At 40.1% G+C, this 26,340-nt stretch carries 29 protein-coding genes; 11 read left to right on the plus strand and 18 right to left on the minus strand.

Features of this window, described 5'->3' with window-relative positions:
- The first annotated feature begins 27 nt into the window (after nucleotides 1-27).
- Both MHH23_RS13975 and MHH23_RS13980 read left to right on the plus strand, forming a co-directional pair.
- Nucleotides 28-645, plus strand: a complete 618-nt coding sequence (locus MHH23_RS13975; RefSeq protein ID WP_039168625.1) for a YhcN/YlaJ family sporulation lipoprotein — start codon at nucleotides 28-30, stop codon at nucleotides 643-645.
- Between the two features lie 307 nt (nucleotides 646-952).
- The gene (locus tag MHH23_RS13980; protein WP_008345063.1) at nucleotides 953-1,183 is read left to right on the plus strand and encodes a YlaI family protein; all 231 of its coding nucleotides are present in this window, start codon (nucleotides 953-955) and stop codon (nucleotides 1,181-1,183) included.
- A gap of 29 nt (nucleotides 1,184-1,212) precedes the next feature.
- Here MHH23_RS13980 and MHH23_RS13985 read toward each other — a convergent pair whose 3' ends face one another.
- A complete protein-coding gene (locus tag MHH23_RS13985; RefSeq protein WP_045034298.1) occupies nucleotides 1,213-1,494 on the minus strand; it encodes a YlaH-like family protein in 282 nt (93 codons plus the stop codon).
- Nucleotides 1,495-1,590: 96 nt separating this feature from the next.
- Nucleotides 1,591-3,429, minus strand: coding sequence for a translational GTPase TypA (gene typA, locus MHH23_RS13990; RefSeq protein ID WP_012009833.1), 1,839 nt, complete (start codon nucleotides 3,427-3,429; stop codon nucleotides 1,591-1,593).
- Between the two features lie 113 nt (nucleotides 3,430-3,542).
- Here typA and MHH23_RS13995 point away from each other — a divergent pair, with 113 nt between their 5' ends.
- Nucleotides 3,543-3,722, plus strand: a complete 180-nt coding sequence (locus MHH23_RS13995; protein ID WP_003211596.1) for a DUF5325 family protein — start codon at nucleotides 3,543-3,545, stop codon at nucleotides 3,720-3,722.
- Nucleotides 3,723-3,995: 273 nt separating this feature from the next.
- Nucleotides 3,996-4,631: a hypothetical protein gene (locus tag MHH23_RS14000; RefSeq protein WP_203144304.1), complete on the plus strand. Its 636-nt coding sequence runs from the start codon at nucleotides 3,996-3,998 to the stop codon at nucleotides 4,629-4,631.
- A gap of 43 nt (nucleotides 4,632-4,674) precedes the next feature.
- Here MHH23_RS14000 and MHH23_RS14005 read toward each other — a convergent pair whose 3' ends face one another.
- The 6 genes from MHH23_RS14005 to MHH23_RS14030 all read right to left on the minus strand — a co-directional run bounded on the left by MHH23_RS14005 (nucleotide 4,675) and on the right by MHH23_RS14030 (nucleotide 8,901).
- Nucleotides 4,675-4,968 (minus strand): anti-sigma factor family protein, encoded by a 294-nt coding sequence (locus MHH23_RS14005; RefSeq protein WP_100324955.1) that lies wholly within the window; start codon nucleotides 4,966-4,968, stop codon nucleotides 4,675-4,677.
- Entirely contained in the window at nucleotides 4,965-5,483 is a 519-nt protein-coding gene (locus MHH23_RS14010) for a sigma-70 family RNA polymerase sigma factor (RefSeq protein WP_025207276.1), read from the minus strand. Before MHH23_RS14010 ends, MHH23_RS14005 begins: the two co-directional genes overlap by 4 nt.
- Complete coding sequence (locus MHH23_RS14015; RefSeq protein ID WP_268431970.1) at nucleotides 5,483-5,746, minus strand: hypothetical protein; 264 nt, start codon at nucleotides 5,744-5,746, stop codon at nucleotides 5,483-5,485. The genes MHH23_RS14010 and MHH23_RS14015 overlap by 1 nt, the downstream gene beginning before the upstream one ends.
- Nucleotides 5,736-7,589 carry a hypothetical protein gene (locus MHH23_RS14020; protein ID WP_268431971.1) on the minus strand — a complete coding sequence of 618 codons (1,854 nt, stop codon included), beginning with the start codon at nucleotides 7,587-7,589 and terminating at the stop codon, nucleotides 5,736-5,738. Before MHH23_RS14020 ends, MHH23_RS14015 begins: the two co-directional genes overlap by 11 nt.
- 183 nt (nucleotides 7,590-7,772) lie before the next feature.
- Nucleotides 7,773-8,579, minus strand: a complete 807-nt coding sequence (locus MHH23_RS14025; RefSeq protein ID WP_039168628.1) for an inositol monophosphatase family protein — start codon at nucleotides 8,577-8,579, stop codon at nucleotides 7,773-7,775.
- Nucleotides 8,580-8,712: 133 nt separating this feature from the next.
- Nucleotides 8,713-8,901, minus strand: a complete 189-nt coding sequence (locus MHH23_RS14030; RefSeq protein WP_008345085.1) for a hypothetical protein — start codon at nucleotides 8,899-8,901, stop codon at nucleotides 8,713-8,715.
- 287 nt (nucleotides 8,902-9,188) lie between these two features.
- Between MHH23_RS14030 and MHH23_RS14035 the strand changes: the two genes are divergently transcribed.
- A complete protein-coding gene (locus tag MHH23_RS14035; RefSeq protein ID WP_008345087.1) occupies nucleotides 9,189-9,824 on the plus strand; it encodes a DUF1054 domain-containing protein in 636 nt (211 codons plus the stop codon).
- Nucleotides 9,825-10,049: 225 nt separating this feature from the next.
- Here MHH23_RS14035 and MHH23_RS14040 read toward each other — a convergent pair whose 3' ends face one another.
- Complete coding sequence (locus MHH23_RS14040; protein ID WP_008345089.1) at nucleotides 10,050-10,319, minus strand: UPF0223 family protein; 270 nt, start codon at nucleotides 10,317-10,319, stop codon at nucleotides 10,050-10,052.
- 190 nt (nucleotides 10,320-10,509) lie between these two features.
- Here MHH23_RS14040 and MHH23_RS14045 point away from each other — a divergent pair, with 190 nt between their 5' ends.
- Nucleotides 10,510-11,982, plus strand: a complete 1,473-nt coding sequence (locus MHH23_RS14045) for an aminotransferase class I/II-fold pyridoxal phosphate-dependent enzyme (RefSeq protein WP_017359394.1) — start codon at nucleotides 10,510-10,512, stop codon at nucleotides 11,980-11,982.
- 43 nt (nucleotides 11,983-12,025) lie between these two features.
- Here MHH23_RS14045 and MHH23_RS14050 read toward each other — a convergent pair whose 3' ends face one another.
- Nucleotides 12,026-12,145: a GapA-binding peptide SR1P gene (locus tag MHH23_RS14050; RefSeq protein ID WP_003212464.1), complete on the minus strand. Its 120-nt coding sequence runs from the start codon at nucleotides 12,143-12,145 to the stop codon at nucleotides 12,026-12,028.
- Between the two features lie 316 nt (nucleotides 12,146-12,461).
- On the opposite strand from MHH23_RS14050, the gene MHH23_RS14055 reads away from it, so the two are divergent.
- Nucleotides 12,462-12,842 carry a hypothetical protein gene (locus MHH23_RS14055; protein ID WP_223255627.1) on the plus strand — a complete coding sequence of 127 codons (381 nt, stop codon included), beginning with the start codon at nucleotides 12,462-12,464 and terminating at the stop codon, nucleotides 12,840-12,842.
- Nucleotides 12,843-13,168: 326 nt separating this feature from the next.
- Here MHH23_RS14055 and lpdA read toward each other — a convergent pair whose 3' ends face one another.
- From lpdA to MHH23_RS14080, 5 genes are all read right to left on the minus strand, one after another.
- Nucleotides 13,169-14,581, minus strand: a complete 1,413-nt coding sequence (gene lpdA / locus MHH23_RS14060) for a dihydrolipoyl dehydrogenase (RefSeq protein ID WP_003211097.1) — start codon at nucleotides 14,579-14,581, stop codon at nucleotides 13,169-13,171.
- A 4-nt stretch (nucleotides 14,582-14,585) separates the two neighbouring features.
- The gene (locus MHH23_RS14065) at nucleotides 14,586-15,929 is read right to left on the minus strand and encodes a dihydrolipoamide acetyltransferase family protein (RefSeq protein WP_008345100.1); all 1,344 of its coding nucleotides are present in this window, start codon (nucleotides 15,927-15,929) and stop codon (nucleotides 14,586-14,588) included.
- 108 nt (nucleotides 15,930-16,037) lie between these two features.
- Nucleotides 16,038-17,015: a pyruvate dehydrogenase complex E1 component subunit beta gene (gene pdhB / locus MHH23_RS14070; protein WP_007498597.1), complete on the minus strand. Its 978-nt coding sequence runs from the start codon at nucleotides 17,013-17,015 to the stop codon at nucleotides 16,038-16,040.
- Between the two features lie 3 nt (nucleotides 17,016-17,018).
- Nucleotides 17,019-18,134 carry a pyruvate dehydrogenase (acetyl-transferring) E1 component subunit alpha gene (pdhA, locus tag MHH23_RS14075; RefSeq protein WP_007498599.1) on the minus strand — a complete coding sequence of 372 codons (1,116 nt, stop codon included), beginning with the start codon at nucleotides 18,132-18,134 and terminating at the stop codon, nucleotides 17,019-17,021.
- A gap of 567 nt (nucleotides 18,135-18,701) precedes the next feature.
- Complete coding sequence (locus MHH23_RS14080; RefSeq protein WP_340959687.1) at nucleotides 18,702-19,370, minus strand: YkyA family protein; 669 nt, start codon at nucleotides 19,368-19,370, stop codon at nucleotides 18,702-18,704.
- 235 nt (nucleotides 19,371-19,605) lie between these two features.
- Here MHH23_RS14080 and MHH23_RS14085 point away from each other — a divergent pair, with 235 nt between their 5' ends.
- Both MHH23_RS14085 and def read left to right on the plus strand, forming a co-directional pair.
- Nucleotides 19,606-19,779: a YjcZ family sporulation protein gene (locus MHH23_RS14085; RefSeq protein ID WP_117590933.1), complete on the plus strand. Its 174-nt coding sequence runs from the start codon at nucleotides 19,606-19,608 to the stop codon at nucleotides 19,777-19,779.
- A gap of 112 nt (nucleotides 19,780-19,891) precedes the next feature.
- Nucleotides 19,892-20,449 carry a peptide deformylase gene (gene def / locus MHH23_RS14090; protein WP_008345111.1) on the plus strand — a complete coding sequence of 186 codons (558 nt, stop codon included), beginning with the start codon at nucleotides 19,892-19,894 and terminating at the stop codon, nucleotides 20,447-20,449.
- A gap of 38 nt (nucleotides 20,450-20,487) precedes the next feature.
- Here the strand turns inward: def and MHH23_RS14095 are convergent, their stop codons facing one another.
- The gene (locus MHH23_RS14095; protein ID WP_327855278.1) at nucleotides 20,488-21,267 is read right to left on the minus strand and encodes a Cof-type HAD-IIB family hydrolase; all 780 of its coding nucleotides are present in this window, start codon (nucleotides 21,265-21,267) and stop codon (nucleotides 20,488-20,490) included.
- Between the two features lie 394 nt (nucleotides 21,268-21,661).
- Between MHH23_RS14095 and MHH23_RS14100 the strand changes: the two genes are divergently transcribed.
- On the plus strand, nucleotides 21,662-21,871 hold the full coding sequence (locus tag MHH23_RS14100; RefSeq protein WP_008345114.1) for a DNA-dependent RNA polymerase subunit epsilon: 210 nt from the start codon (nucleotides 21,662-21,664) through the stop codon (nucleotides 21,869-21,871).
- A 5-nt stretch (nucleotides 21,872-21,876) separates the two neighbouring features.
- The gene (rnjA, locus tag MHH23_RS14105; RefSeq protein WP_012009818.1) at nucleotides 21,877-23,544 is read left to right on the plus strand and encodes a ribonuclease J1; all 1,668 of its coding nucleotides are present in this window, start codon (nucleotides 21,877-21,879) and stop codon (nucleotides 23,542-23,544) included.
- A 99-nt stretch (nucleotides 23,545-23,643) separates the two neighbouring features.
- On the opposite strand, the gene ade is transcribed toward rnjA, so the two are convergent.
- Both ade and MHH23_RS14115 read right to left on the minus strand, forming a co-directional pair.
- Complete coding sequence (gene ade / locus MHH23_RS14110; RefSeq protein ID WP_340959688.1) at nucleotides 23,644-25,374, minus strand: adenine deaminase; 1,731 nt, start codon at nucleotides 25,372-25,374, stop codon at nucleotides 23,644-23,646.
- Nucleotides 25,375-25,637: 263 nt separating this feature from the next.
- Entirely contained in the window at nucleotides 25,638-26,306 is a 669-nt protein-coding gene (locus MHH23_RS14115) for a potassium channel family protein (protein ID WP_008345123.1), read from the minus strand.
- Between the last annotated feature and the right edge of the window lie 34 nt (nucleotides 26,307-26,340).

Below are 26,340 nucleotides of genomic sequence, written 5' to 3' on the forward strand. Positions count from 1 at the left end.
ATGCAGTTTGTGAAGGAGGGAATACACATGCGACTATTTTTGACGTTATTCATGGTTCAAACCATTCTTTTATTAGGCGCTTGCCAGCATCAAGAGAAGCCTTTGGCACAAGAACATCAAGACGGAAACAAGCATTTAGTAAGAGTATCAGACTCATCCAAGAAAAACACTGACAAAGCCCGCCCATCAACAGATGTGGCAAAGCACCTAGTGAATGTGACTGAGCATGTAGCAGATGTAAATGACGCAACAGCGATCGTCATCGGCAAGTATGCTGTCGTCGGCATTGATGTAAAAGATGATTTAGATAGAAGCAAAGTTGAAACCATTAAATATTCAGTCGCCAAAGCACTGAAAAATGACCCAGAAGGTGCGAATGCTGTTGTCGTCGCTGACCCTGATACAGTGAGCCGTTTAAAGGAAATGGGCAAAGAAATACAAGCAGGCAGGCCAGTAAGCGGAATTATGGACGAATTAGCAGCCATTGTGGGCCGTGTTATGCCAGAAATGCCTCGAAATGAAATCGACCGTAACGAAATAGATCCGACAAATGATCCGAACCATCAGCTCAAACAACAAGATCAAAAGCAATTAGAAAAAAACCAAAACGATCAATCAAACCATCATATGAATCAGAAGAAATAATGAGAACGGCTTATATCTATTGTGATATAATCATCAGATTGTTGACAAAGGGCTAAAATGAACTTTATTTTGGCTCTTTGTCTTCTTTTCAGCGTGATAGAAAACCTTTGCAGTCTAGGAAGGACGAGCATCGGCGCGGAGCGAATTTGACATTCGTGAGCACCGAAGCGCAGGACTGACACCGAATGCGAGGGTTTGTCTACACGCTGCGGCTTATATCTCTTGTGATATAAGCCTTTTTATACTGATTTTAAGTGGTTCAAAAAACATGCTATAATGAAGGCATGACCAAAGTGAGGTGAAAATGATGAGAGTGAAGTGCTCATTATGTGAAAAGCTTGAAACCATTAATGATGATACACTTGTTGCTAAACGGTTAAGAAATCGACCGATTCATACATATATGTGCGATGACTGCCAAGAAAGAATTAAAGTAAAGACAGAGGCACGCATCAAAACTGGCAGATTCTCTCTTTATCAAGATCCTGCGACGAAAGAGAAAAAGAAGAAAAAAGGAAAAAAAGAACAGAAGACATAAAAAAGACCTGACACAAGTTCAGGTCTTTTTTACGTACTTACTGTTCCTTCTTTTTTCGCACGATGCAGCCGTATTTTATAAATAATCAAAATGACAGCTGCCACAACCAGGCCTTCTGCGACTGGCAAGAAGATACCTAGAAATGTGAGAAACGTGCAGCCAAAAATCAAAAACAAATAAATGACAAGTGCTTTTAAAATCGGTAAACGTCTAGCAAAGCCGAGTTTAAAAACAATAATCGCTAAAACAAGGATGGTGCCATATAAGAGCCACATCCCTGTTTGCGGATTTTCATCGACACGAAACAGCATCGCGAAAAAGGATAGATTCTCACTTACTTCCTGATCATTCAAAAAGATTCCCTCCCCTTATCTTTCAGGGTTCTATCTTTTTAATTCTTCATGGAATTAAGATAATCCTGCTAGCTTTTTCTTCTTCGCTGCTTTCTCACGTTCGTTTTTATCTAAAATTTTCTTTCTTAAACGGATCGATTCCGGTGTAACCTCACAGTATTCGTCTTCATTTAAGTACTCAAGAGATTCCTCAAGTGACATAATACGTGGTTTTTTCATACTAACTGTTTGATCTTTCGTCGCTGAACGCACGTTTGTTTGTTGTTTCATACGACTTACGTTGACAACAAGATCGTTTTCACGGTTATGCTCACCAACAATCATTCCTTGGTATACTTCAACACCCGGCTCAACGAAAATCACACCGCGCTCTTCAACGCCTTGGATTCCGTAAGCAGTTGCTTTACCTGTTTCCATTGAAACAAGTACACCTTGACGGCGTCCGCCAACTTGACCAGACTGCATCGGCTGGTAGCTGTCAAACGTATGGTTTAAAATACCAAAACCACGAGTTAATGAAAGAAATTCAGTTGTATATCCGATTAAACCACGTGATGGCACTGTAAAGATCAGGCGAACTTGACCGTTACCATTATTGATCATGTCAATCATTTCACCTTTTCTTGCGCCCATTGATTCCATGATAGAGCCAGTGTGCTCTTCAGGTACATCAATTTGAACGCGCTCAACAGGCTCACATCGAACACCGTCAACTTCTTTTACAATAACTTCTGGCTTCGATACTTGCAGTTCAAATCCTTCACGTCTCATATTCTCAATCAGAATGGATAAGTGAAGCTCACCGCGTCCTGATACGACCCAAGCATCAGGTGAATCCGTTGGATCTACACGAAGACTTACGTCTGTTTGAAGCTGCTGTTCTAAACGCTCTTCAATTTTACGTGATGTCACGTACTTTCCTTCACGTCCTGCAAATGGGCTGTTATTCACAACAAATGTCATTTGAAGTGTCGGCTCATCGATACGAAGGATCGGCAATGCCTCTTGGTGTTCTACCGGGCAGACTGTTTCACCTACGTTGATGTCTTCCATACCAGATACTGCGACAAGATCTCCAGCTTTCGCTTCATTGATTTCCACTCGTTTTAACCCTTGGAAACCAAAAATCTTCGTCACGCGGAATTGTTTTACACTGCCATCCACTTTCATTAGAGCAACTTGCTGTCCTACTTGCATCGTTCCTCTAAATACACGGCCAATTCCAATTCTTCCAACATAATCATTGTAATCAAGTAGTGCCACTTGGAATTGAAGCGGCTCTTCATGGTTGTCGACTGGGCATGGGATATGGTTGACAATCGCTTCAAACAACGATTCCATGTTTTCATCTTGCTTACTAGCATCGTTACTTGCTGTACCATTGATTGCTGATGCATACACAACTGGGAATTCAAGCTGTTCTTCTGTTGCATCCAATTCAATGAACAAGTCAATGACTTCATCGACTACTTCAGCTGGACGAGCAAAGTCACGGTCAATTTTATTGACAACAACAATTGGTGTTAAGTTTTGCTCAAGTGCTTTTTTTAGCACGAATCGTGTTTGAGGCATACAACCTTCATATGCATCCACAACGAGAAGTACACCATCTACCATTTTCATGATACGCTCAACTTCACCACCGAAATCGGCGTGTCCTGGTGTATCTAAAATATTAATGCGTGTATCTTTATAATGGATCGCAGTATTTTTAGCTAAGATCGTAATACCGCGCTCTCGCTCTAAATCATTTGAATCCATGGCTCTCTCAGCGATATTTTCATTCGCACGGAAAGTACCAGCTTGATGGAGCAATTGGTCAACAAGCGTCGTTTTACCATGGTCAACGTGGGCAATAATTGCGATGTTGCGAAGGTCTTTTCGAAGTTTCACATTTTCATCTCCTAAAATAATTAGATAACTTTCATATTATATCACAATCCCCTTTAAATGCCGATCGTTTTTCTGTAAACTTATATTAACTCTAAAAAAAGGGATGGAGACAAATGAAACAAATCAAATGGCTTCTATTATTATGTGCATTACTTGCGGTTGTCAGTATGGCGTTTATTGGGGTAACTCTTGCAGAAAAAAACGTGCTGGGTATTTGTCTAAGTATTGTGTTCGCCATGATTTTCATGGGTACAGGATTTACATTAAAACGAAAATTAAACGTACAATCATAAAATTTATGAAAAGCCTTTTACATTTTACATGTAGAAGGCTTTTATTTTGGGTAAAAACAAGACCAACCACCTATGTAACACTAATGATTCAACTAAAAATTTCATATAGTGTTGGCAAATCTAAGCAATCTGAACTCTTCCATTTTTCGACAAGAACTTTTATAGTTCTCCAAAATCAAACACAAAGTTACATTTTTCCTATTCTTCCACAAAGTTTCTCATGGTATGCTGTTCTTGCAACAAAATTTAACAGAAAAGGGAGAGAAAAGAAGCATGAAGAAGTTTTTGAGCAAATCGCTCAGCTCTGTTGTATTTTTCGCTTTAGCTATCATTTTTACTTTCACAACAGTAGCTCCTGGGCAAGCAAGTGCTGCAACTTTCAAAGGGATTCCTTTTGAGCAGCAACAAATTATTAAAGAATTATTGGAGAAAAACGAGCGTGTCATCAACATTCTCATCAATTCATTTGTTGAGGAAGACAACAACTACACATTTGATGTGAAAAAAGCTGTTGAGCTCGGTTTGACTGAAGAAGAAGCGGCGACTGCTGAGAAATTCTTAGATCGCGCAGCTGTTCTTACAATCGTTTTCAGTGAAAGCATCACTAAAAACGAAAAAGGAAAATTAGTTTTTGATGCAGAAAAAGCTGTTGAACTTGGTCTTACTAAAGAAGAAGCAACTAAATTCGAAAAGCTTTTCAAATCAGTGATCAGAATTGCTGATCTTGCTGGTGATGCACTTGTTCTAGACAAAAAAGGAAACGTTGTAATTGATTCTAAGATCGCTAAAGGTCTTGGATTCAGCTCTACTGAATTACTTGTTTTCAACCAATTGCTTAAGAAAATTCCTCAAGAGCAATTAAAAACATTCTATGATGCAGTTCAAATTGCTAAAGAAAAATTGAACTAAGCTCAAAAACCCCCATCCGGTTCATCCAGATGGGGGTTCTTTCTTATATCCAATAGATCAAGAGCATGATGAGATAGACGATACTAAAAACGATACTTGCCCGTAATAACAGTTTTCCATAGTAGCGCTTTTCAAGCTTTCTTTTTTCTTCTTTTTCATCTATGAACGGTATGAAATCAGTTGACTTTGCAATAGAGACTGGTTCTTTCATTTCTTCATATAGATGAAGGCATTTTTTGCATGAACGTAAGTGCTCATTCACTAATTGATTTGTTTCTTCACTCGTGTCCCCTTCTATATAAAGTGGTAATAGTTCTTCAATCAAATAACAGTTCATTTGTTGAACTCCTCACAATGTAGCTTTCGTTTCAGCTCTAATCTTGCTCGATGAAGGGTTGTCTTTACTTTAGATAAAGTCCAATTCAAAATTTCCGCTACTTCTTCATACGATAATTCCTGAATATCTCTTAAAATGAGGACTTCCCGGTAAGAATCCTTCAATTGATTGATATGGCTCCACAGTCTTTGAATATCCGCTTGAGTTTCTAAATGCTCTTCAGGTGTCATGAATATCTGCTGCTCTAAAAAGTCAGCTTTTTCTACATCCGTAAAAGTTCGTTTTACTTTTCGGCGATAGTCGTTGACAAATGTATGATAAGCAATGGTGTAAAGCCATGTTTTAATGCTTGAATGTCCTTTAAAAGAGGATAATCCATGCAGTGCCTTGATAAATACATCCTGCGCAAGATCCTTGGCTGTTTCGACATTTCCCGTTCTGCGATATAAATATTTGGTGATTTCCTGAAAATATTCTTCATATATTTTTTCAATTTGATTGGTCGGTCTAGACATCAAAAATAAAACCACACAGTCATCCAAATTGATAAAACGATAAAAAAGAAGTATAACGAAGAAATAAACCACTTCATGCGTTTTAATTCGTGATAATCGCTCTGATCCTCAGTGTGGACAGGAGCAAACTCGTTTTCCTTAACGGAATGCTGAAACTGCTTCTCATGCATCTTCATCCAGTTAGAAGCCTCTTCTCCAAGCTCCCCTTCCTGATACAATTCATATAAGTCTTGAAAGATGGCTTGTTTTTCTTTATCTGTCAAAACGTTGCACCTCTTTTGTTCGTCCATTTACTTCATATATTTTCCGCTCATTCGATCCGAAGGTTTGAATGATCACAAACCACGAAATGCTCATTTTCCCCTCTTTGTCGATCATTCTCACTGGCTTGATTTGTTTTTTATAGATGGCATAAGGTTCATACTTTTTGAGAACTTGCTGATAGACTTCATCACGTTCTTGATTCGATACCGTATGCGGTAAAGAAGAGTCTGATTGCCAATTCAACTCAATTCCATCGGCATCTCTCGTCACATGAAGTAAATTTGATGACCCGTGAAAAGTATATTGTTTGTGTTCACGAGTTCCTGTTTCTGTCTTCACGTCTTTTGACTGTTCCCCTATCAATTCCAACAAATCTTCGTCACTGATATTTCCTTTTTTCTGTTGAAGAATCGATTTTGATAGCTGTATTTTGAGCAATTCTTTCGTTGAACCATTAAACAGAAATTCAGATTGATCGGCTGTCTTTACCGCCACTTCATGCTGCCATTCAAAATAAAAAGCATCAACGTCTGTGATCTGGTAAGCTGGTGGCTGTAAATTTAACTTTTTATAAATACGATTAATTTTCGTTTTCATTTCTTTGTTTGTTAAATTGATCCCGTCTACATCCTTCAATTGAAAGATGGCGTTCCCATATTGCGCTTGTCGAAGCGTCTCTTTTTTCCAGGTGGCAAACGCTAAGCTCTCATCTTTATTCTGAGACATTTTTGGCAAAAGAAGAACGCTTGTCTCCCCGTCTTCTTTTTCAACCACTACATGAATGCGGTCTAGATCAACGGATCGGCCGCTTCTTTCAAAAAATTCAATGGTTTTTCCCCTATATTCTTTATCGGTCAAATGCTGTCCCTTTGCGCGACCATGATAAAAATAGCTGTTTAATTCACCTGTAAACGCAGAAACATTCACTTCATACTGATCGGCTGCAAACACGTAGTTATCAGAGATCGGCTGCTTAATAGTCGTTGAATATAATGAAATGTCCGCTGGTACAAACTTTGAAGCGAATGCTTTTGCACTTGCTTCAGATAAAGGGCGATATTCTTCTGAGAAAGTATCTGTCAGTTCCGTTTTAGTAAATTGAAACATGATATGTGGGAGATTTAGGATCGGGTTTAGCATCAGCATAAAAAAGACGACAATTCCCCAAGCACCCCACTGTCTCAACTTCACCTTGTTTTGTAGTAACGCACATAACAAATGTAAGGTCATAAAGCTTCCTGCGGCCGCTACTAAAATTACAATGGATTTAAACGAAGATTGCAGCTCATGCTTCGAGATAGAAGGATAAAAAATATACAGCAGCGCAGCGAAAATCAGGCCATAGAAAAACAGCAATTCTTTCCACTTCTGATGCCAAAACAAACGAAAGAATAGGTGAAGTACCAAAGCGGCAAAGCCAATCATAAGCAAAATGATGATTAAATCTCTCCATACCAGCTCCGTATCACCGCTGAGAAAGAACTTTTTGCTTTCAACTAACACAATAAATACCGTTTGACATAAAGGCAGAAGTAACACAGATAAATCAAATGCAAAAAACATGCCCCTATTTTTTAAATAAGGAAGAGAAATCACATAGAAAAGTGATGCAAGCAAGACATATCCATAGATGAGAAATTGCATGAAATCTGTCAGTACTTCAAATGTTTCGATCGTATACTGTCTAGCTAGCACTTGGTGGATCATCTCAAGTGTCATACTCCCTAGCAGAACTACTCTTAATACGATTCCAGCATAAAATACATAACTACTCTTCTTTTCTTTCCATATGGGAAGTGTAATGAAAAGGACAAATAGTCCAAGCACACACCATTGAATCATGTGGATACTGTACTCATTTAAAATAAAAAACCTTTCAAAATGGAGGGATAAATCACTAAACAAATCAAACATCGCTACACAATCCTTTACTTCAAATTAAGGCCTCGTTCGTATAGACATTTGACTTGTCAAAAAGTTTCATCAAATACAAAAAATCACTTCATTCTCATGAAGTGATGTTGTTTATTTTTTATTTCCGCTTCCCTTTATGTAATCATGCAAGATTTTTTCACAGACGGATCGATTTCCAGCAACAATGCTATTTTTCTCTAGAAACGTCAAGCGTTCTCCGTGAATATTCGAGTAAACAGCGCCTACCTCATCAAGTAACACACATCCAGCCGCATAATCCCAAGGCGCTAACCTTAACGTAACATATGCGTCGCTTCTTCCGCTTGCAATATAAGCTAGTTCAAGTGCAGCTGACCCAATCGTTCGTGTTCCTCTCACATCGCGTACGAGACGGGCAAACGGCTTAGCGTCAAAATGAGGGCTTTCAATCGCCCATGTTGGGTTAATGCCGACAATGGCTTTTTCAATGGCGACATCTTTTAAAGGCGGGAGTAATGTATCGTTCATATACGCCCCTTCTCCTTTGACTGCATGATAGAGCTCGTCATGGATGACGTCATAAATAAGGCCGATTTTCCCCACACCATGTTCAAATATCCCAATTGAAATGGCAAAATTTCGTTTTTGATGGATAAAGTTCATGGTGCCATCAATTGGATCAATGATCCATACTATCCCGTCTAGAGAGGTCACTTCTTCCCCTTGGCCCTCTTCTCCTAAAATATGATGATCTGAAAATGTCGACTGTATCTTTTCAATGAAGAAACGTTCTGTTTCTTTATCGATGTTTGTGACAAGATCATTTGGATTTGATTTTGTTTCAATTGATAGACCTTCCTGCATGGATGCTTTAATGCGGCTACCCGCTTCTTTTACCCAAAGCTTTGCAAGTCGGTCAATTTCCACCCAGTTTGTCATCGGACTGTAAACCTCTTTTCTATGTAGTACCTATTTGTATTAGCATACTGATATTATGTACGTAAAAGCAAGAAAAAAGCAGCTTCATACAAAAACGAACCGATGAATTGGTTCGTTTTTACCTCACCTTGTTTTACCCTTGAAGCTGCTCCCATTCTTTTCTTAGGCGCTCAAGCTTTCGTTTGCTGCGTTCTACCTGGATATCATCTTTTTGCTCGATGGCTTCATGAAGCGTAGAAAGCTCATAATCAACCTCTAATCTCCACACAGCGATGCGATTCTTCTTCTCTTGTCTATACCCATGCTTCACGATTTGCTTCATTGGTCAACGCCCCTTCCAGAGAATGATTCATTCCTTGTCAGTTTTCATTGATAAAAAATACAATCGATAAGAGAAATGGTTCTTGCTTATATCGTATGAAGCGATCGCATAACCGCAACGACATTCTGAAAATTGTGTTTTTACCTATTTGTTATGTACCACAAAATCGATGTTTTTAAACGCCGAACCAAGATCCCTGCTATCTTTCTCTTTAAAGTGCATCTTTTTTTGAGCTTGACCCAAGCTATGATAAAATATGATCAGCGAAAAGATACAGGAGGCATAACATGAGTGAAATGCGTTTTAGAGATGAAGATTTTGAAACATTCACAGTAGACGGTTTAGATGAACGTATGACCGTATTAAAAGAGAGAGTCCGTCCAAAGCTTGAAGCACTTGGTGAACATTTTGCACCGCTTCTTTCTTCTATTACAGGTGACGAAATGTTTGTCCACGTGGCAAAACATGCAAGAAGATCAGTCAACCCGCCAAATGACACTTGGGTGGCTTTCGCTAACAGTAAGCGTGGGTATAAAAAGCTCCCTCATTTTCAAATTGGGCTTTGGAAAACTCATGTATTTGTATGGTTTGCGCTCATTTATGAATCTCCAGTGAAAGGTGAATATGGGCAACTATTCGAAAAAGAGCTGGACACGATCCAAAAGAAAATACCGCAAGACTTTGTTTGGTCTAAGGATCATATGAAACCGGACGTCCTCCGCCACAGCGAACTTGATGCTGAACAGCTGAGAACACTATTTGAACGTGTTCAAACAGTCAAAAAGGCCGAACTCCTTTGCGGCATCCAGCTTCCTAGAGAAGAAGTTGTTCAAATGAATAATGAAGAATTCTTATCAAAAATTGAAGATGCCTTCCGCACAGTAACTTATCTATACCGCTTTACACAAAAAGAATCTGTATAAAAAAACGAGCCTTATTGGCTCGTTTCAGATTGTTGACAAAGGGCTAAAATGAACTTTATTTTAGCCCTTTGTCTTCTTTTCAGCGTGATAGAAAACCTTTGCAGTCTAGGAAGGATGAGCACTGGAGCGGAGCGAATTTGTCATTCGTGAGCACCAGCGCGCAGGACTGACAACGAATGCGAGGGTTTGTCTACACGCTGAAACGAGCCTATATTGGCTCGTTTTTCACATCCGTATCATAGCTGTTTCTTCAGCCTCTCTTGCACTTTTTACTGTGCGATAAGGGGAATACCCACTTCCCTTTTCAAACGCCGCACAATGCGTCTTTTCTTCTGCTTTTGATGGTACAACTTCTTTAAATCGTTTATAAGCCTCTAGTAACGCTTGTTTCGCAATTCCTGTTTCATAGGCTTTTTCAACGGCTTGAAAAAATGAAATGACCGCCATCTTTTCTTCAGTTGTCCAGTCGACGTCCATTGGATATTGATATTCCATTTACTTGTCCCTCACTTTAATCCACATTTCTTATTTGAACTTTTATTATAGCATCTGTTTGATCAGAATCCGATTGATTTTATGCTTTACATTCCGATCAGTTCATAATATAATTCTTTTGTTTTATGCAATGAAATCTGCTGTTATTGGGATAATAATAGCAGGTATTTCGATGAAGGTGGGAAAGCAATTGTCACAACATGATACACCCTTATACACTGGACTAAAAAAACACGCTTCAACCAATCCAGTCCAATTTCACATTCCAGGCCATAAAAAAGGAGCCGGAATGGATCCTGAATTTAGAGCATTCATTGGAGACAATGCATTAAGCATTGACCTTATTAATATAGAACCTCTTGATGATTTACATTCGCCTCGAGGAATGATCAAAGAAGCACAGGAGCTTGCAGCAGAAGCATTTGGTGCCGACCATACGTTTTTTTCTATACAAGGAACAAGCGGCGCGATCATGACAATGGTGATGACCGTCTGTGGCCCTGGAGACAAAATTATTGTTCCACGTAATGTCCATAAGTCGATTATGTCTGCTATTGTATTTTCTGGTGCAGTACCTGTTTTTATTCACCCGGAAATTGACAAAGAGCTTGGCATCTCTCATGGCATCACGCCAGAGTCAGCTAAAAGAGCGCTGACTAAACATCCAGATGCGAAAGGGCTGCTTGTGATTAACCCAACGTATTTTGGCATTTCAGCTGATTTAAAAACCATTGTAGAGATTGCTCATTCATATGACGTACCTGTTCTTGTAGATGAGGCACATGGTGTGCATATTCATTTTCACGATGAGCTTCCATTGTCTGCGATGCAGGCGGGAGCTGATATGGCAGCAACAAGTGTGCATAAACTTGGTGGCTCTCTCACCCAAAGCTCGATTTTAAATATAAAAGAAGGACTTGTTTCAAAGGATCGAGTACAATCTATTTTAAGCATGCTGACAACTACGTCTACTTCTTATTTGCTTTTAGCCTCCCTGGATGTCGCTAGAAAGCGATTAGCGACTGAAGGAAAGGCACTTGCAGATGAAGCCATTCGATTAGCTGAATCAGCAAGAACTCGTTTAAACGAAATTGAAGGTATTACTTGTATTGGTCAAGAAATTCTCGGTTCACCTTCTACTTACGATTATGACCCAACAAAATTAATCATCTCCATTAAAGACCTTGGACTGAATGGCCATGATGTGGAGAAATGGCTAAGAGAAAGCTACCGAATTGAAGTAGAGCTCTCTGACCTATACAACATTTTATGTATCGTGACGCCTGGCGATTGTGATGAGACGATTGATACGCTTGTAACGGCTATGAAGGAAATTGCAGCCACCTCTGCACGTCAAGGCGGCAAACAAGCCGTGACAGAAGTGCTACTGCCTGAGATCCCTTCGCTTGCGATGACCCCGCGTGACGCCTTTTACGCAACAACGGAAGTCATTCCATTTAAAGAAGCGGCTGGCCGGATCATTGCAGAATTTGTCATGGTTTATCCGCCTGGTATTCCTATTTTTATACCAGGAGAAATCATCACAGAAGAAAATATCTCCTATATCTTTAAAAATATCGAAATCGGTCTTCCTGTTCAAGGACCTGAAGATTCCACACTAGATATGATTCGTGTCATTAAAGAACAAAAAGCCATTTTATAAAAAAGAAACATGCAGCCCCAATTGGGGCTGCATGCTTTTTTATTTATTCAGAGGCTTCATCACAGCAATGACAGTGACCACATGTTCCATAAAGTGTTGTCACTTTTTCATTTTCAAATTGATCAATGGTTTCATTGCAATCTTGACAAATAATTGTACCCACGTACATTCCCCTTTTCTTTACTCAAAGTTTGAAAGCGTTTAATCTATTTCATATCTCTATAATATGATGTCACATTTAAGTTGTCAACGGTTAATTGTATGACACATTTAATCATTTTTTATAAAAATATGCTTTTTTCTCATCATATTGAGGAAACGTTTCAAATGTATTTTGCTTCATATCAATTCTGTAACAATTGAGTAACAATCGAAAATTGTCAAAAAGGACGTGATACACTAGAGTGACTAACAGGGAACTGGCTCCTAAAAATGTTGGTACAACCCCAAAGGATTTTGAGGTGAATAGATTGAATTTTATGAGGACCCTTCTCATTATATTCCCTATGCTCTTTGTACTTAGTTCATGCTCATTTGCGTATATCATACCGAATCAGACAGACCAGGTCAGTCATATTCAAAAGCCGAGAATTCTCTTTTTTACTGATGCAGAAAATCTTGATAAAGAAAGTCCTTATTATGACGCAGTGCTCGATTTAAAAAATGAATATCCGAAGGAAATGTCCAAGATGATTGTCAAAGAAGATCGTAAAGGCTGGAAAAATGAAGTAGACGAACTGCCGGCTATTTTACTTGTCAATAATGAAAAGGTCATTGTGAAGGTGGAAGGTAATGTCCGAAGTAAAGAGGATATCTTATCACCTATATGCCAAGCATTAGATCGAGTGAATACAAATTAACGATTCGACTTTGCACTTATATATCCATATGAAAAAAACCCTCAGCTCATGAGGGTTTTTCATTTTCAGTGAGGTTTCACATACATAAAAATACCCTCTCCGTGTGGAGAGGGCTTCAGCGTGTAGAAAAACCCTCGCATTCTTTGTCAGTCCTGCGTGCTGGTGCTCACGAATGTCAAATTCGCTCCGCGCCAGTACTCGACCTTCCTAGACTTCAAAGGTTTTCTATCATGCTGAAAAGAAGACAAAGGGCTAAAATCAAGTTCATTTTAGCCCTTTGTCAACAATCTGAAACCCTCTCCGTGTGGAGAGGGTTTCAACGTTCATTATTTTACGATATGGATTGGGCTTCCGATTGCTACTTCAGCCGTTTCCATTGTGATTTCACCTAAAGTTGGGTGAGCGTGAATTGTCATAGCGATATCTTCAGCTGTCACACCAGCTTCAATTGCAAGGCTAAGCTCTGAAATCATATCAGAAGCACCAACACCTGCGATTTGTGCACCGATAACTAGACCATCCTCTTTACGAGTGATCATCTTCATGAAGCCATCAGTTGCATCAAGAGAAAGTGCACGTCCGTTAGCTGCGAATGGGAATTTCGCTGCAACGATGTCGATTCCTTCTTCTTTTGCTTCTGCTTCAGTATATCCAACAGTTGCAAGTTCTGGCTCAGAGAATACAACAGCAGGAATACCAAGGTAATCAATTTCAGCTGGCTCTCCAGCGATTGCTTCAGCAGCAATTTTACCTTCGTAAGAAGCTTTGTGTGCAAGTGGTGGTCCATCAACGATGTCACCAATTGCATAAATGTTTGAAACGCTTGTACGGCATTGTTTGTCAGTTTTGACAACTCCGCGGTCTGTCAATTCAACACCAACTTGCTCAAGACCAAGCTCATCTGTGTTTGGACGACGACCAACAGTCACAAGTACATAGTCAGCATCGACAGTTTTTTCTTCACCTTTTACTTCGAAAGTAACAGTGACACCGTCAGATTTTTCTTCAACGCCTTTTGCAAGAGCGTTTGTGTGAATTTCAACGTTTCCTTTTTTCTTCAGGTTACGTTTCACTAATGAGCTCATTTGCTTTTCAAAACCTGGAAGGATTTCGTCTCCACCTTCAAGGATGACAACTTCTGTTCCAAAGTTCGCATAAGCAGTACCAAGCTCAGTACCGATGTATCCACCACCGATGACAACTAACTTTTTAGGAACTTCTTTAAGCGCTAAAGCACCAGTTGAGTTAATCACGCGGTCTGTGTATTTAAATGTAGGCAATTCGATTGGACGAGATCCAGTTGCAAGAATTGCATTTTTAAATGTATAAGTCTGCGCTGAATTTTCATCCATGACACGTACAGAGTTGCTGTCTACGAAATAAGCTTCACCTTTGACGATGTCTACTTTATTTCCTTTTAGAAGACCTTGAACTCCACCTGTTAATTTGTTTACAACAGAAGCTTTCCACTCTTGAACTTTTGTGAAATCAACTGTTACGTTTTCAGCTTTGATACCCATGTCTTCAGAATGCTTTGCATTCTCGAAACGATGTCCAGCATTGATCAATGCTTTTGAAGGGATACAGCCGACGTTTAAACATACGCCGCCAAGTGTTCCTTTTTCAACGATTGTTACTTTTTGTCCTAGCTGTGCAGCACGAATAGCAGCTACATATCCACCAGGACCTGCACCGATGACAAGAGTATCTGTTTCGATTGGGAAATCTCCTACTACCATGAATTTACGCCTCCATTAAAATTAATTGTGGATCATTCAATAAACGCTTGATGTGGTTAAGGGCATTTTGCGCAGTAGCTCCATCAATCATACGGTGGTCAAAGCTTAGGGAAAGAGCTAAGACTGGAGCTGCAACGATTTCGCCATCACGAACAACCGCTTTTTCAGCGATACGGCCAATACCAAGGATCGCTACTTCTGGGTGGTTGATGACTGGAGTAAACCATTGTCCACCAGCAGAACCGATGTTTGTGATTGTGCAAGATGCACCCTTCATTTCAGCTGGAGCCAATTTACCATCACGTGCTTTTGTTGCAAGCTCGTTGATTTCGTTAGATACTTCGAAAATCGCTTTGCGATCTGCATTTTTCACAACTGGAACGAGCAAGCCTTTTTCAGTATCAGCTGCAATTCCGATGTTGTAGTAATGCTTTTGAACAACTTCATCTGTTTTATCATCGATAGAAGTGTTAAGTACTGGGTACTTTTTCAAAGCAGAAGTTAGAGCTTTTACAACGTAAGGCAAGTAAGTTAACTTGATTCCTTGATCAGCTGCAACTTGTTTGAATTGTTTACGATGTGCAACAAGGTTTGTTACATCAACTTCATCCATTAATGTTACGTGAGGAGCTGTGTGCTTAGAGTTCACCATTGCTTTCGCGATCGCTTTGCGGATTCCGCTCATTTTCTCGCGAGTTTCTGGGAATTCTCCTTCTAGAACTGGAGCTGCTGCCGCTTTTGGAGCCGCTTCTTCTTTCGCACTTTCAGCTGCTTGAGGTGCTGCTTCTTGAGTTGCTGCAGAACCGCCATTAAGGAAGCTGTCGATATCTTCTTTTAGCACGCGGCCATTTTTACCAGTACCTGCAACTTTGTAAATTTCAACGCCTTTTTCACGCGCATATTTACGTACAGATGGCATAGCAATAACGCGTTTGTTAGGATCAGCATCTACTTGCTCTTGTGCGCCAGCACCAGTTGCTGCTGCCGCTTCTTCTTGAGCAACTTCTTTCTTTTCAGGCTCGTTACCAGCTTCAGCAGTACCTTGTACTTGAGCTTCAGTTTTTGCTTCGCCTTCTTCTTCGCTGCCTTTAAATTGAAGATTTTCGTAACCAGGTGCATCAAACGTAATGATTGTTTGTCCTACAGTTGCAACTGTTCCCTCTTCAACTTTTAATTCTAATACTTTTCCTTTAACAGGTGAAGGAATTTCTACAACTGCTTTATCATTTTGTACCTCTGCTAAAACGTCATCTTCATTGATTTCGTCGTTTGGTTTTACAAACCACTTAACGATCTCACCTTCGTGGATACCTTCTCCGATGTCCGGAAGTTTAAATTCAAATGCCACTGTTTTTCGCCTCCTAGATTATGTTAAACCCTTGTTCTGTCAACATTACACGGTCATGTAATTGATAAAGGGGAAGAGAAATAAATTCTTTTCCCCTCTGTCATTTAATTAAAATTCAAGAACTTTCTTAGCTGTTTCAAGCACGTCTTTATGGTTTGGAAGCCATACGCTCTCAGCTTGAGAGAAAGCAAATACAGTATCAGGTGCAGCTACACGAAGTACTGGTGCTTCTAGGCTAAGAATTGCTCTATCATTGATTTCAGCTACTACGTTTGCTGCAATACCAGCTTGTTTTTGTGCTTCTTGAACAACGATCGCACGGCCTGTTTTTTCAACAGAAGCGATGATTGTTTCAATATCAAGCGGGCTCACTGTACGAAGGTCAACGACCTCAGCAGAAACGCCTTCTTTTTCAAGTTCTTCAGCAGCTTTAAGTGATTCGTGAACCATTGCACCGTAAGTGATGATTGAAAGGTCAGAACCTTCACGTTTCACGTCAGCTTTACCGATTTCAATTGTGTACTCTTCTTCAGGAACTTCCTGACGGAAAGAACGATAAAGTTTCATATGCTCAAGGAATACAACCGGATCGTTGTCACGGATTGCAGAAATTAATAGTCCTTTTGCATCGTAAGGTGTTGAAGGAATAACAACCTTGATACCAGGCTGTTGTGCAATAAGACCTTCTAAGCTGTCAGCGTGAAGCTCAGGTGTGTGAACTCCTCCGCCAAATGGAGAACGGATTGTCACTGGAGAATGCCAGCGTCCTCCAGAACGGTAACGCATACGAGCCATTTGTCCAGAAACAGAATCTAATACTTCGTAAACGAATCCGAAGAATTGAATTTCCATTACTGGGCGGAATTCTTGTAGTCCAAGGCCAATTGCAAGACCGCCAATACCAGATTCAGCAAGTGGAGTATCGAATACACGATCCTCACCAAACTCTTTTTGCAATCCTTCAGTCGCACGGAATACGCCGCCGTTTTTACCAACGTCTTCTCCGAAAACGAGAACGTTTTCGTCATTTTTCAGTTCTGTGCGTAACGCATCAGTGATCGCTTGAATCAATGTCATTTGCGCCATGGCTTACTTCGACTCCTTCTGTTTGTAGATTTCAAGCTGTTCAACCAAGTTAAATGGTTTCACATCGTACATGTTTTCAATCAAATCAGTGACTTTCTGCTTAGGCTGTTCGTCAGCTTCTTTGATTGCTTGTTTGATTTGTTCTTTTGCATCTTCGATGACTTTATTCTCTTCTTCTTCAGACCAAAGGCCTTTGTTTTCCAAGAATTTGCGGTAGCGTACCAATGGATCTTTTTGCTCCCACTCATTTTCATCTTCTTTTGTACGATATCTTGTTGGATCGTCACCAGCCATTGTATGTGGGCCGTAACGGAATGTAAGAGTTTCAATTAATGTTGGACCTTCACCATTTACAGCACGCTCACGAGCTTCAGCAGTCGCTGCGTATACAGCTAATGCATCCATACCGTCAACTTGTACGCCTACGATACCAGCTGCAGCTGCTTTTTGTGCAATCGTTTGTGCAGCAGATTGCTTTTCAACAGGTGTAGAGATCGCATATCTGTTGTTTTGGACAACAAAAATCGCTGGCGCTTTGTAAGCCCCTGCAAAGTTAATACCTTCGTAGAAATCACCTTGTGAAGCTCCACCATCACCAGTGTAAGTGATTGCAACAGCATTTTTACCGCGCTTTTTCAAACCAAGAGCTACACCAGCAGCTTGAATGATTTGTGCACCAATAATGATTTGCGGAGAAAGTGCATTCACATCTTCAGGCATTTGGTTTCCAACAAAGTGTCCACGAGAGAACAAGAATGCTTTTGTTAGTGGAAGACCATGCCAGATTAATTGTGGTACATCACGATATCCCGGAAGAATGAAATCTTCTTTCTCAAGTGCAAAGTGAGTTGCAAGCTGAGAAGCTTCTTGTCCAGCTGTTGGCGCATAGAAGCCAAGACGTCCTTGACGGTTCAATGAAATTGAACGTTGATCTAATACACGTGTAAACACCATACGGCGCATTAATTCTTTTAATTGGTCATCTGAAAGATCTGGCATTGCCGCTTCGTTTACGACTTCGCCTTTTTCGTTTAAAATTTGGAACGTTTCAAACTGCTTTTTGATGGCATCGAATTGCTTTTTGCTATCAACAATTGCTTTTTTTGTTTTTGCAGCCATTCTAAAGTCACCTCTTCCTTTCTTTTAACAGTCAATTTGTCGTGAATCCATTTATACATACAGATATAGGATAACCCAAAATGCTCATATGACTCCTGTATATAATAGCCACAAAGATCATTGTCGAAACATTGGATGATCGCTTGCTTTTGAGTTTTTCTAACTGTATTAACGATAGTTCACAAAAAACTAATACAACTTCTGTTAACAAGGAATAGTTTACAACAAGAAAAATAGTCCGTCAATTGATTTAACGGCTTTATTTAAATAAATGTATTCGCTTTACTTTTTATGGTGACCTGTATCAATCTGTTTAATCAACACCACAAACTGTACTAGTATAGAGTGGATCACTGTACTACAATAGCTCATGTTTGTTTTTGTCGAAAAATAAAAAAAGAGCTATTTTCAGCTCTTTTGATCGTGATGGACAAAGGGCCAAAATGAACTTCATTTTAACCCCTTCTCTTCTTTTCAGTTTGACATCTTGGAAAAACGAGTAACGACATGCAGGCACTTTGTGAGTAGCAGCGATAAACAGAACTAGCAAATATGCAAGTACTGTTTTTAGCTATTTTGTGATTCTTTCTGAGCTGTTTTGTATAAAGCTTGTTTATATTCGTTCAATTGATCTGTATATTGATTGAACTTCTTGCTTTCTTTTCTAACTTTACTATAGGAACGATTGACTGTTTTCAGTTTGGATTTCAGTTCGGCGTATCCTAAGTCTTTTCTTTTTAAGGATTCATACAAGTGCTTGTCTTGTTTCAGCGCCTTTTGATACTCACGGTAAAGCTGATCATACGATGCATATCTTTTTTCAATTGATTTGACTGTTTGTTCTGCTTTGTCTTTTACTTCCGCCTCTTTTATCTGTTCAGCGAATTCCTTTACAGATTGAAATTCTTTTTTCGATTGATCCATGCTGTCTTTTTCTGTTTTTAAATGTTCTTCACGCTTTTCTGCCAATGCTAATGCTTGATCAGACAAGTTTGAGACTGTTTTTGTGTGGTCTTTTGTTGTTTGAATCATTTTTTTATACAACTGCTGCTCTTTTTTTTCATAGCTTTGCAGTGCGCCTTGTTCTTTTTCAAAGGATGCTTCTTTTTCGCTCATTTTTGTCATGGCATCTTGCATCTCATAAAGCGGATTTTGACCTCCGCAGCCCGCAAGCAAGATGGTGCATATCCCCGCTAAAGTTGCACCTGCTTTTATTCTTCTTTTCATCTGTTTCAATTACAAGGTCCCCCTTTACATCTCCACATACCACTATAATTTTTCAGGGCGGTTGTGACAAGGAAAGAGGATGGTTTTTAGAGGGGAAAGAAGATTTTTTTCATGCTCTAGGCTCATGACTATACAAATAGTGCATTCATACATAGTTTATATTACACGCTTCGCCTTCACTTATGAGAGGCCGAGTGTATTTCCAAAGGAGGTCAAAAGTATGTCTAATTATAGTCATGGAAGTATGTATGGTGGATACGGCGGTTACGGTTATGGATACGGCGGCGGTTGTTGCTATCCAAGTTATGGTGGTGGATACGGTTACGGTGGTGGACGTACATTCGCTTTAATCGTCGTCCTATTCATTCTATTGATCATTGTTGGCGCAGCATTCTTAGGCGGCGGTGGCTGCTGCTAATGGCTGAATAAGCCTCTGACCGGTCTCATACGACCGGTCTTCTTTATTTCATTGCATATGTTGTGTATCATTTTATATACTTTACATACAAAGGAAATAGGAGTGAAGTTTTGTGATTACCATGGATGATATCGTACGAGACGGGCATCCCGTCTTAAGACAAACAGCTGAAGCGGTCGAACTCCCGCCAACAGAAGAAGAAAAACAGCAATTAGCTGACATGATTGAATTTGTCAAAAACAGTCAGGATGCAGACATTGCTGAAAAATATGAACTTAGACCCGGTGTTGGCCTAGCAGCTCCGCAAATCAATATCAGTAAACGAATGATCGCTGTTCACTGTGAAGACGAGGGCGGAGAACTTTACAGCTATGCATTATTCAATCCTCGCATTGTTAGCCATTCAGTCAAAAGAGCTTATTTAGCTACTGGAGAAGGCTGTTTATCTGTTGATGAAGCCATCCCCGGATTCGTCCCGCGCTATGAAAAAATCAGGGTGAAAGGTACAACGCTTGAAGGTGAAGACATTGATATTCGCCTCAAAGGGTTTCCAGCCATCGTTTTTCAGCATGAAATTGACCACTTAAATGGCATTATGTTTTATGATCATATTCAAAAAGATCATCCATTCGCCGAGCCAGACAACGCGGTTGCGATCGGCAGATCATAATATAAAAACAAGACCCGTCCATCAGCGGGTCTTGTTTTTTATTCATCAATAAGGCCTAATTCATTCACAGCGTGGAATATGCCATCCTCATCTACAGGTTTGGTGACAAAGTCAGCTAATGTTTTTAATTCATTGACTGCATTCCCCATTGCAACACCTGTTCCAACAAACGAAATCATTTCTCGATCGTTCAGCCCGTCACCGAAGGCAATTGTGTCCTTTTGATCGTACGGAAGTCTTTCAATGACTCGTTTAATTCCTTCAGCCTTTGATCCACCTTTTGGCAGGACATCCGTAGACAGCTCATGCCACCTGACGAGATCAATTTCTTCACGGAACGCTTCATATAGATGTTCCTCTTCTGCTTTACAAAATAACAGCATTTGATAAATGACGTTTTCTTTAAAGAATGACAAATCGTGCTCGGGATGCTCTGTTTTTAAAGTGCCAATCCCTTCATGGATAAATGGATGGTTCGGCACAGACGCCTTCATCGTCTTCTCTCCCATGAAAACAAGCGGATGATCATGTTGATCCGCTGTTTCATAAATTTTATCCATCAGCTCTTGCTTAAGTGGATTGCCGTAAATGACTTCTCCTTCGTACATGACATACTGACCGTTATAAGCAATAAATGAGTCAAGCCCTATTTCTTCTAAAATAGGCTGGATGAGAAAAGGCGATCGGCCAGATGCAATGAAGAGATGATGCCCTTTTTCTTTTAATAAACGAACAGCTCGCTTCGTTGATTCAGGTATTTTTTTATCATGGTCATATAAAGTACCGTCGATATCAAAGAAGATGACTTTTTTATTCATATCTCGTCTCCTGTCTCTTGTTATGTATACCCTCTCCCCTTCATCATACAGAAAGATCTTCACTGACGAAACCACTTCCTCTTAAAACGCCCATTTCCCACATATAACCATGTAACATTAAGTGGAAACATCATATAATACAAGTATATAGAGAGAACGGAACAAATGGCTGAATGAGACTCATACCGAAAGGAGGCGATCCGCGATGCTTCGTCGTCTGCGCAAGAAAATTCGAAGACAATGGAAGGACATGCTTCGTAAAAAATCGATTGCTTAAAAGGATCTTCCGCACATTTGCTGAAGGTCCTTTTTTCTCTGAGACTTTTCTTATGCGCGTTTTTTTAATATAATAGAATAAGCGAGTGTAACATACGGTATTTAAGGAGAGATTTGGATGATATATAAGGTATTTTTTCAGGCAAGTACGACTGAGGTACCTGTGAGAGAACACACAGATTCACTATACGTTGAAGCGGTTTCTGAAAGAGACGTACGCGATAAGTTGAAAAAACATAACTACAATATTGAATTCATTCAGCCTGTAGACGGTGCTTTTTTAGACTATGAACGAGAAAGTGAAAATTTTAAAGTATTGGAGCTATGAGAGGAATGAAATTTGTAAAAAACGATCAGGCGGCAGTTTTTGCCCTCGGCGGATTAGGCGAGATCGGTAAAAACACGTATGGCGTTCAATTTCAAGATGAAATCATTTTGATTGATGCTGGTATTAAGTTCCCTGAAGATGAACTTCTTGGAATTGATTACGTCATCCCTGACTATACGTATTTAGTTAAAAACGAAGATAAAATCAAAGGTCTTTTTATTACTCACGGACATGAAGACCACATCGGCGGTATCCCTTATCTTCTCAAGCAAGTGAATATTCCAGTTTACGGAGGCAAACTCGCAATCGGCCTACTTCGTAACAAATTGGAAGAGCATGGTCTATTAAGACAGACCAAACTTCACATCTTTGAAGAAGAAGATACGATCAAATTTAGAAAAACAGCTGTGTCTTTCTTTAGAACGACGCACAGTATCCCAGATTCTTATGGAATTGTCGTGAAGACACCTCCTGGTAACATCGTACATACAGGCGATTTCAAGTTTGACTTTACTCCTGTTGGCGAGCCTGCCAATTTAACGAAAATGGCTGAGATCGGGAAAGAAGGCGTTCTTTGTCTTCTATCTGACAGTACAAATAGTGAAATTCCAGAATTTACGATGTCCGAAAGACGTGTAGGTGAAAGCATTGATGACATCTTTAGAAAAGTAGATGGACGTATTATCTTTGCTACATTTGCATCTAACATTCACAGACTTCAGCAAGTCATCGAGTCAGCTGTTGCCAACGGCCGAAAAGTCGCTGTGTTTGGACGAAGTATGGAGTCTGCTATTGATATTGGACAAGATCTTGGCTACATTAAATGTCCAAAAAACACGTTCATTGAACACAATGAAATTAACCGCCTTCCAGCAAACAAAGTAACCATTCTTTGTACTGGTAGTCAGGGCGAACCGATGGCCGCTCTTTCTCGTATTGCCAACGGTACGCACCGCCAGATTTCAATTAACCCTGGAGACACTGTTGTCTTCTCGTCTTCACCGATCCCAGGTAACAATATTAGCGTAAGCCGTACCATTAACCAGCTTTATCGTGCTGGTGCTGAAGTCATTCATGGCTCACTCAATAATATTCATACCTCTGGACACGGCGGGCAGGAAGAACAAAAGCTGATGCTCCGTTTAATTAAACCAAAATTCTTCATGCCGATTCACGGTGAGTACCGCATGCAAAAAACGCATATTAAACTTGCGAATGATTGCGGAATCCCTGAGGAAAACTGCTTTATCATGGATAACGGTGAAGTTCTTGCACTGAAAGGTGACGAAGCAAGTGTCGCTGGCAAAATTCCATCAGGCAACGTGTATATCGACGGTAGCGGTATTGGTGATATCGGCAACATCGTGTTAAGAGACCGCCGCATTCTTTCAGAAGAAGGTCTTGTCATTGTTGTTGTCAGCATGGATATGAAAGAATTCAAAATTTCTGCAGGTCCTGATTTAATCTCAAGAGGTTTTGTCTACATGAGAGAATCTGGAGACCTCATTAATGACGCGCAAGATCTCATTTCAAAGCATCTTGAAAAAGTAATGGAACGTAAGACGACTCAATGGTCAGAAATTAAGAACGAGATTACTGACACTCTTGCTCCTTTCCTTTATGAAAAAACAAGACGCCGCCCAATGATCTTACCGATTATTATGGAAGTGTAATGACGTACAAGGAGACACAGCCAATTGGCTGTGTCTCTTTTTTATGCGCAATAAAAAAACCCGCATACCTGTACGATACGTGCGGGTTCAGTCATTGTTTTACGATTGAATCGGGAGATGCTGAAAACTTCTCACATCAAACAATCCTTGTGTTGTCATTTTCACATCAGGAATGACTGGCAGTGCCAAGAAGGATAATGTCAAAAATGGATTAAAGTCTAAGGCAAAGCCTGTTTCGTTTAACGCTTCATGAAGTGCATGAAGGCTTTCATTGACCGTATGTGCAGGTTGATCTGATAATAAACCGGAAATCGGTAATGGAAGCGTATGAAGAACTTCTCCGTCTTTTACAACGGTCAAACCGCCCCCTGCTTCTTTTAACGTCTCAATGGCTTTGATCATATCAGCATCATTTGTTCCAACGGCAATTAAGTTATGCGAGTCATGGGCAACTGTTGTTGCAATCGCCCCCTCTTTTAAACCGAAACCGCTGACAACCCCTATCCCAATTTCAGATAGACCTTTGTGGCGTTCGACAAGTACTATTTTTAATACATCTCGATCAATATCACTCGTAAATTGTCCATCGCTTCCAGAAGGAGATATTTGTTCTAATTGCGTTTCAAGCTGATTCGGTATAATGCGAATGACATTCATCTTTTGATGATCTGTTATAGGCAGCGTTAGATCTTTCTCTTGGACGTCCACTGTATGTACCGATTGCATGAGCGAAGAATTTGGCGTGATCTTGTCGACACTTGGCAAATATTCTCCATGTTCAGAGACCAATTCTCCTGCGATAAAGACGCTTGTAATTCCTACCTCATGTAAGTCAGAAATGAGCATAAAGTCCGCGTCAAAGCCTGGTGCAATCGCTCCCTTTGTTTTGAGACCGAAGCACTCCGCTGCGTTTAAACTTCCCATTTGATATGCTATAAAGGGGTCCAATCCTTCTTGTATCGACATCCGTACTTGTTCATCAATACTTCCTTGAGCCATTAAATCATCTAAATGTTTATCATCCGTACAAAAGAAAAAGCGTCTTGCATTCTTCTCATTGACAGCAGGCAATACGTTTTTCACGTTTTTAGCAACAGAGCCTTCTCTCAGCATGACATACATGCCTCTTTTGACACGTTCAAGGGCCTCTTGAGCTGTTGTCACCTCATGATCCGTTTGGACATTAGCTGTTCGGTACACATTAATTAATCGGTCCGTTAATCCTGCTAGATGGCCATCAATGAGTTTATGTTCATGTTGAGCATCAAGCAGTTTTTGAAGCATATCTTCTTCCGCTTGTTCCACCGCGACATAATCCATCACTTCGGCAAGACCAAGCACTTCTTTCTCCTGATAAAGAGGCTTTAAATCTTTTGCTTTTAGTGTAGCACCTGATCGTTCAAAGCTGACTGCCGGTACACAGGATGGCAGCATGAAATATATATTTAGAGCAGCTTTTCTCGCTTCTTCGAGCATAAAACGGATACCTGCAACACCGGATACATTGGCAATTTCATGCGGGTCTGTTACAACAGTTGTCACACCGTGAGGAACGACAGCTTTGGAAAATTCAGCAGGAGTCACCATCGAGGATTCGATATGAACGTGGCCGTCAATGAAACCAGGAACAAGCATTTGACCTGTTGCATCCAGCTCCTGTTCTCCTTCATACTCCCCAATTCCTACTATTTTTCCATTTTCAACAGCGACATCAGCGTCTATCCATTCCTGGTTAAACACGTCCATAACCTTCGCATGTTTAATCACTAGGGCTGCTTTTTTTCTCTTTGCAGCTACCTCAATTTGATGTCTGAAAAGCTCCTTATCCAACGACACTGCCTCCTCCGAGTAAACAATATAATGTTTCTTATCGTAAACGAATCTGTTTGTCCAGTCAATGACATTTAGAGAAAATCAACCATATCAAAAGATTGATTTTTATTTCTGAATAGTGATAATTGGCTGAAAAATAATCATGTTCTATTTTGCTGTTCTTTTAGAAAGCAAACGGCTCTTTCCCACTTTGTTCTCTCCCACAATGTCCGCCCCATATGTACAGTTCTAAAACAAAAAAACACCCCTTCTCGGAGTGTTTAATAGTCGTTCTGCATTTCCCGTTTTTCAAAGCGCCCGATATCTGCCACTGCCCCAATGACAATGAGGATATCTTCTTTTTGAATCATTTCATCTGCGAGCGGTGAAACGATCACTTCTTTCCCGCGTTTAATTGCCACGATATTGATCCCGTACCTTGCACGAATGTCGAGATCTAACAAAGAGTGCCCAGCGAGTCTGCTGTTGGCGACGATTTCAATGAGGCTGTACTCATCTGACAGCTCTAAGTAATCAAGCACGTTGTTAGAAATAATTTTATGTGCAATCCGTCTGCCCATGTCTCGTTCAGGATGAACAATACGGTCCGCACCAATTTTATTCAAAACCTTTTCATGGTAGTCATTTTGAGCTTTCACTGTGACCATTTTGACACCAAGTTCTTTCAGCATAATCGTTGTTAAAATACTCGCCTGAATGTTTTCACCTATCGCCACGATCACATGATCAAAATTGCGGATGCCTAGGTTTTTTAGGACAGATTCGTCCGTCGAATCACCAATCACGGCATGTGATGCAATTTTAGCATATTCGTTCACACGATCTTCATTCATATCCATGGCCATGACTTCAAGTCCTTCTTCGCTTAGCGCCTTGCAGATACTTCCGCCGAAGCGTCCAAGACCAATGACTGCATATTCCTTTTTCATGTTCAGACTCCTTTTATATCACTTACCATGCATT

Origin of the sequence: Bacillus sp. FSL K6-3458 (assembly GCF_038005045.1) — a bacterium.
GTDB classification, from domain to species: Bacteria; Bacillota; Bacilli; order Bacillales; family Bacillaceae; genus Bacillus; species Bacillus altitudinis.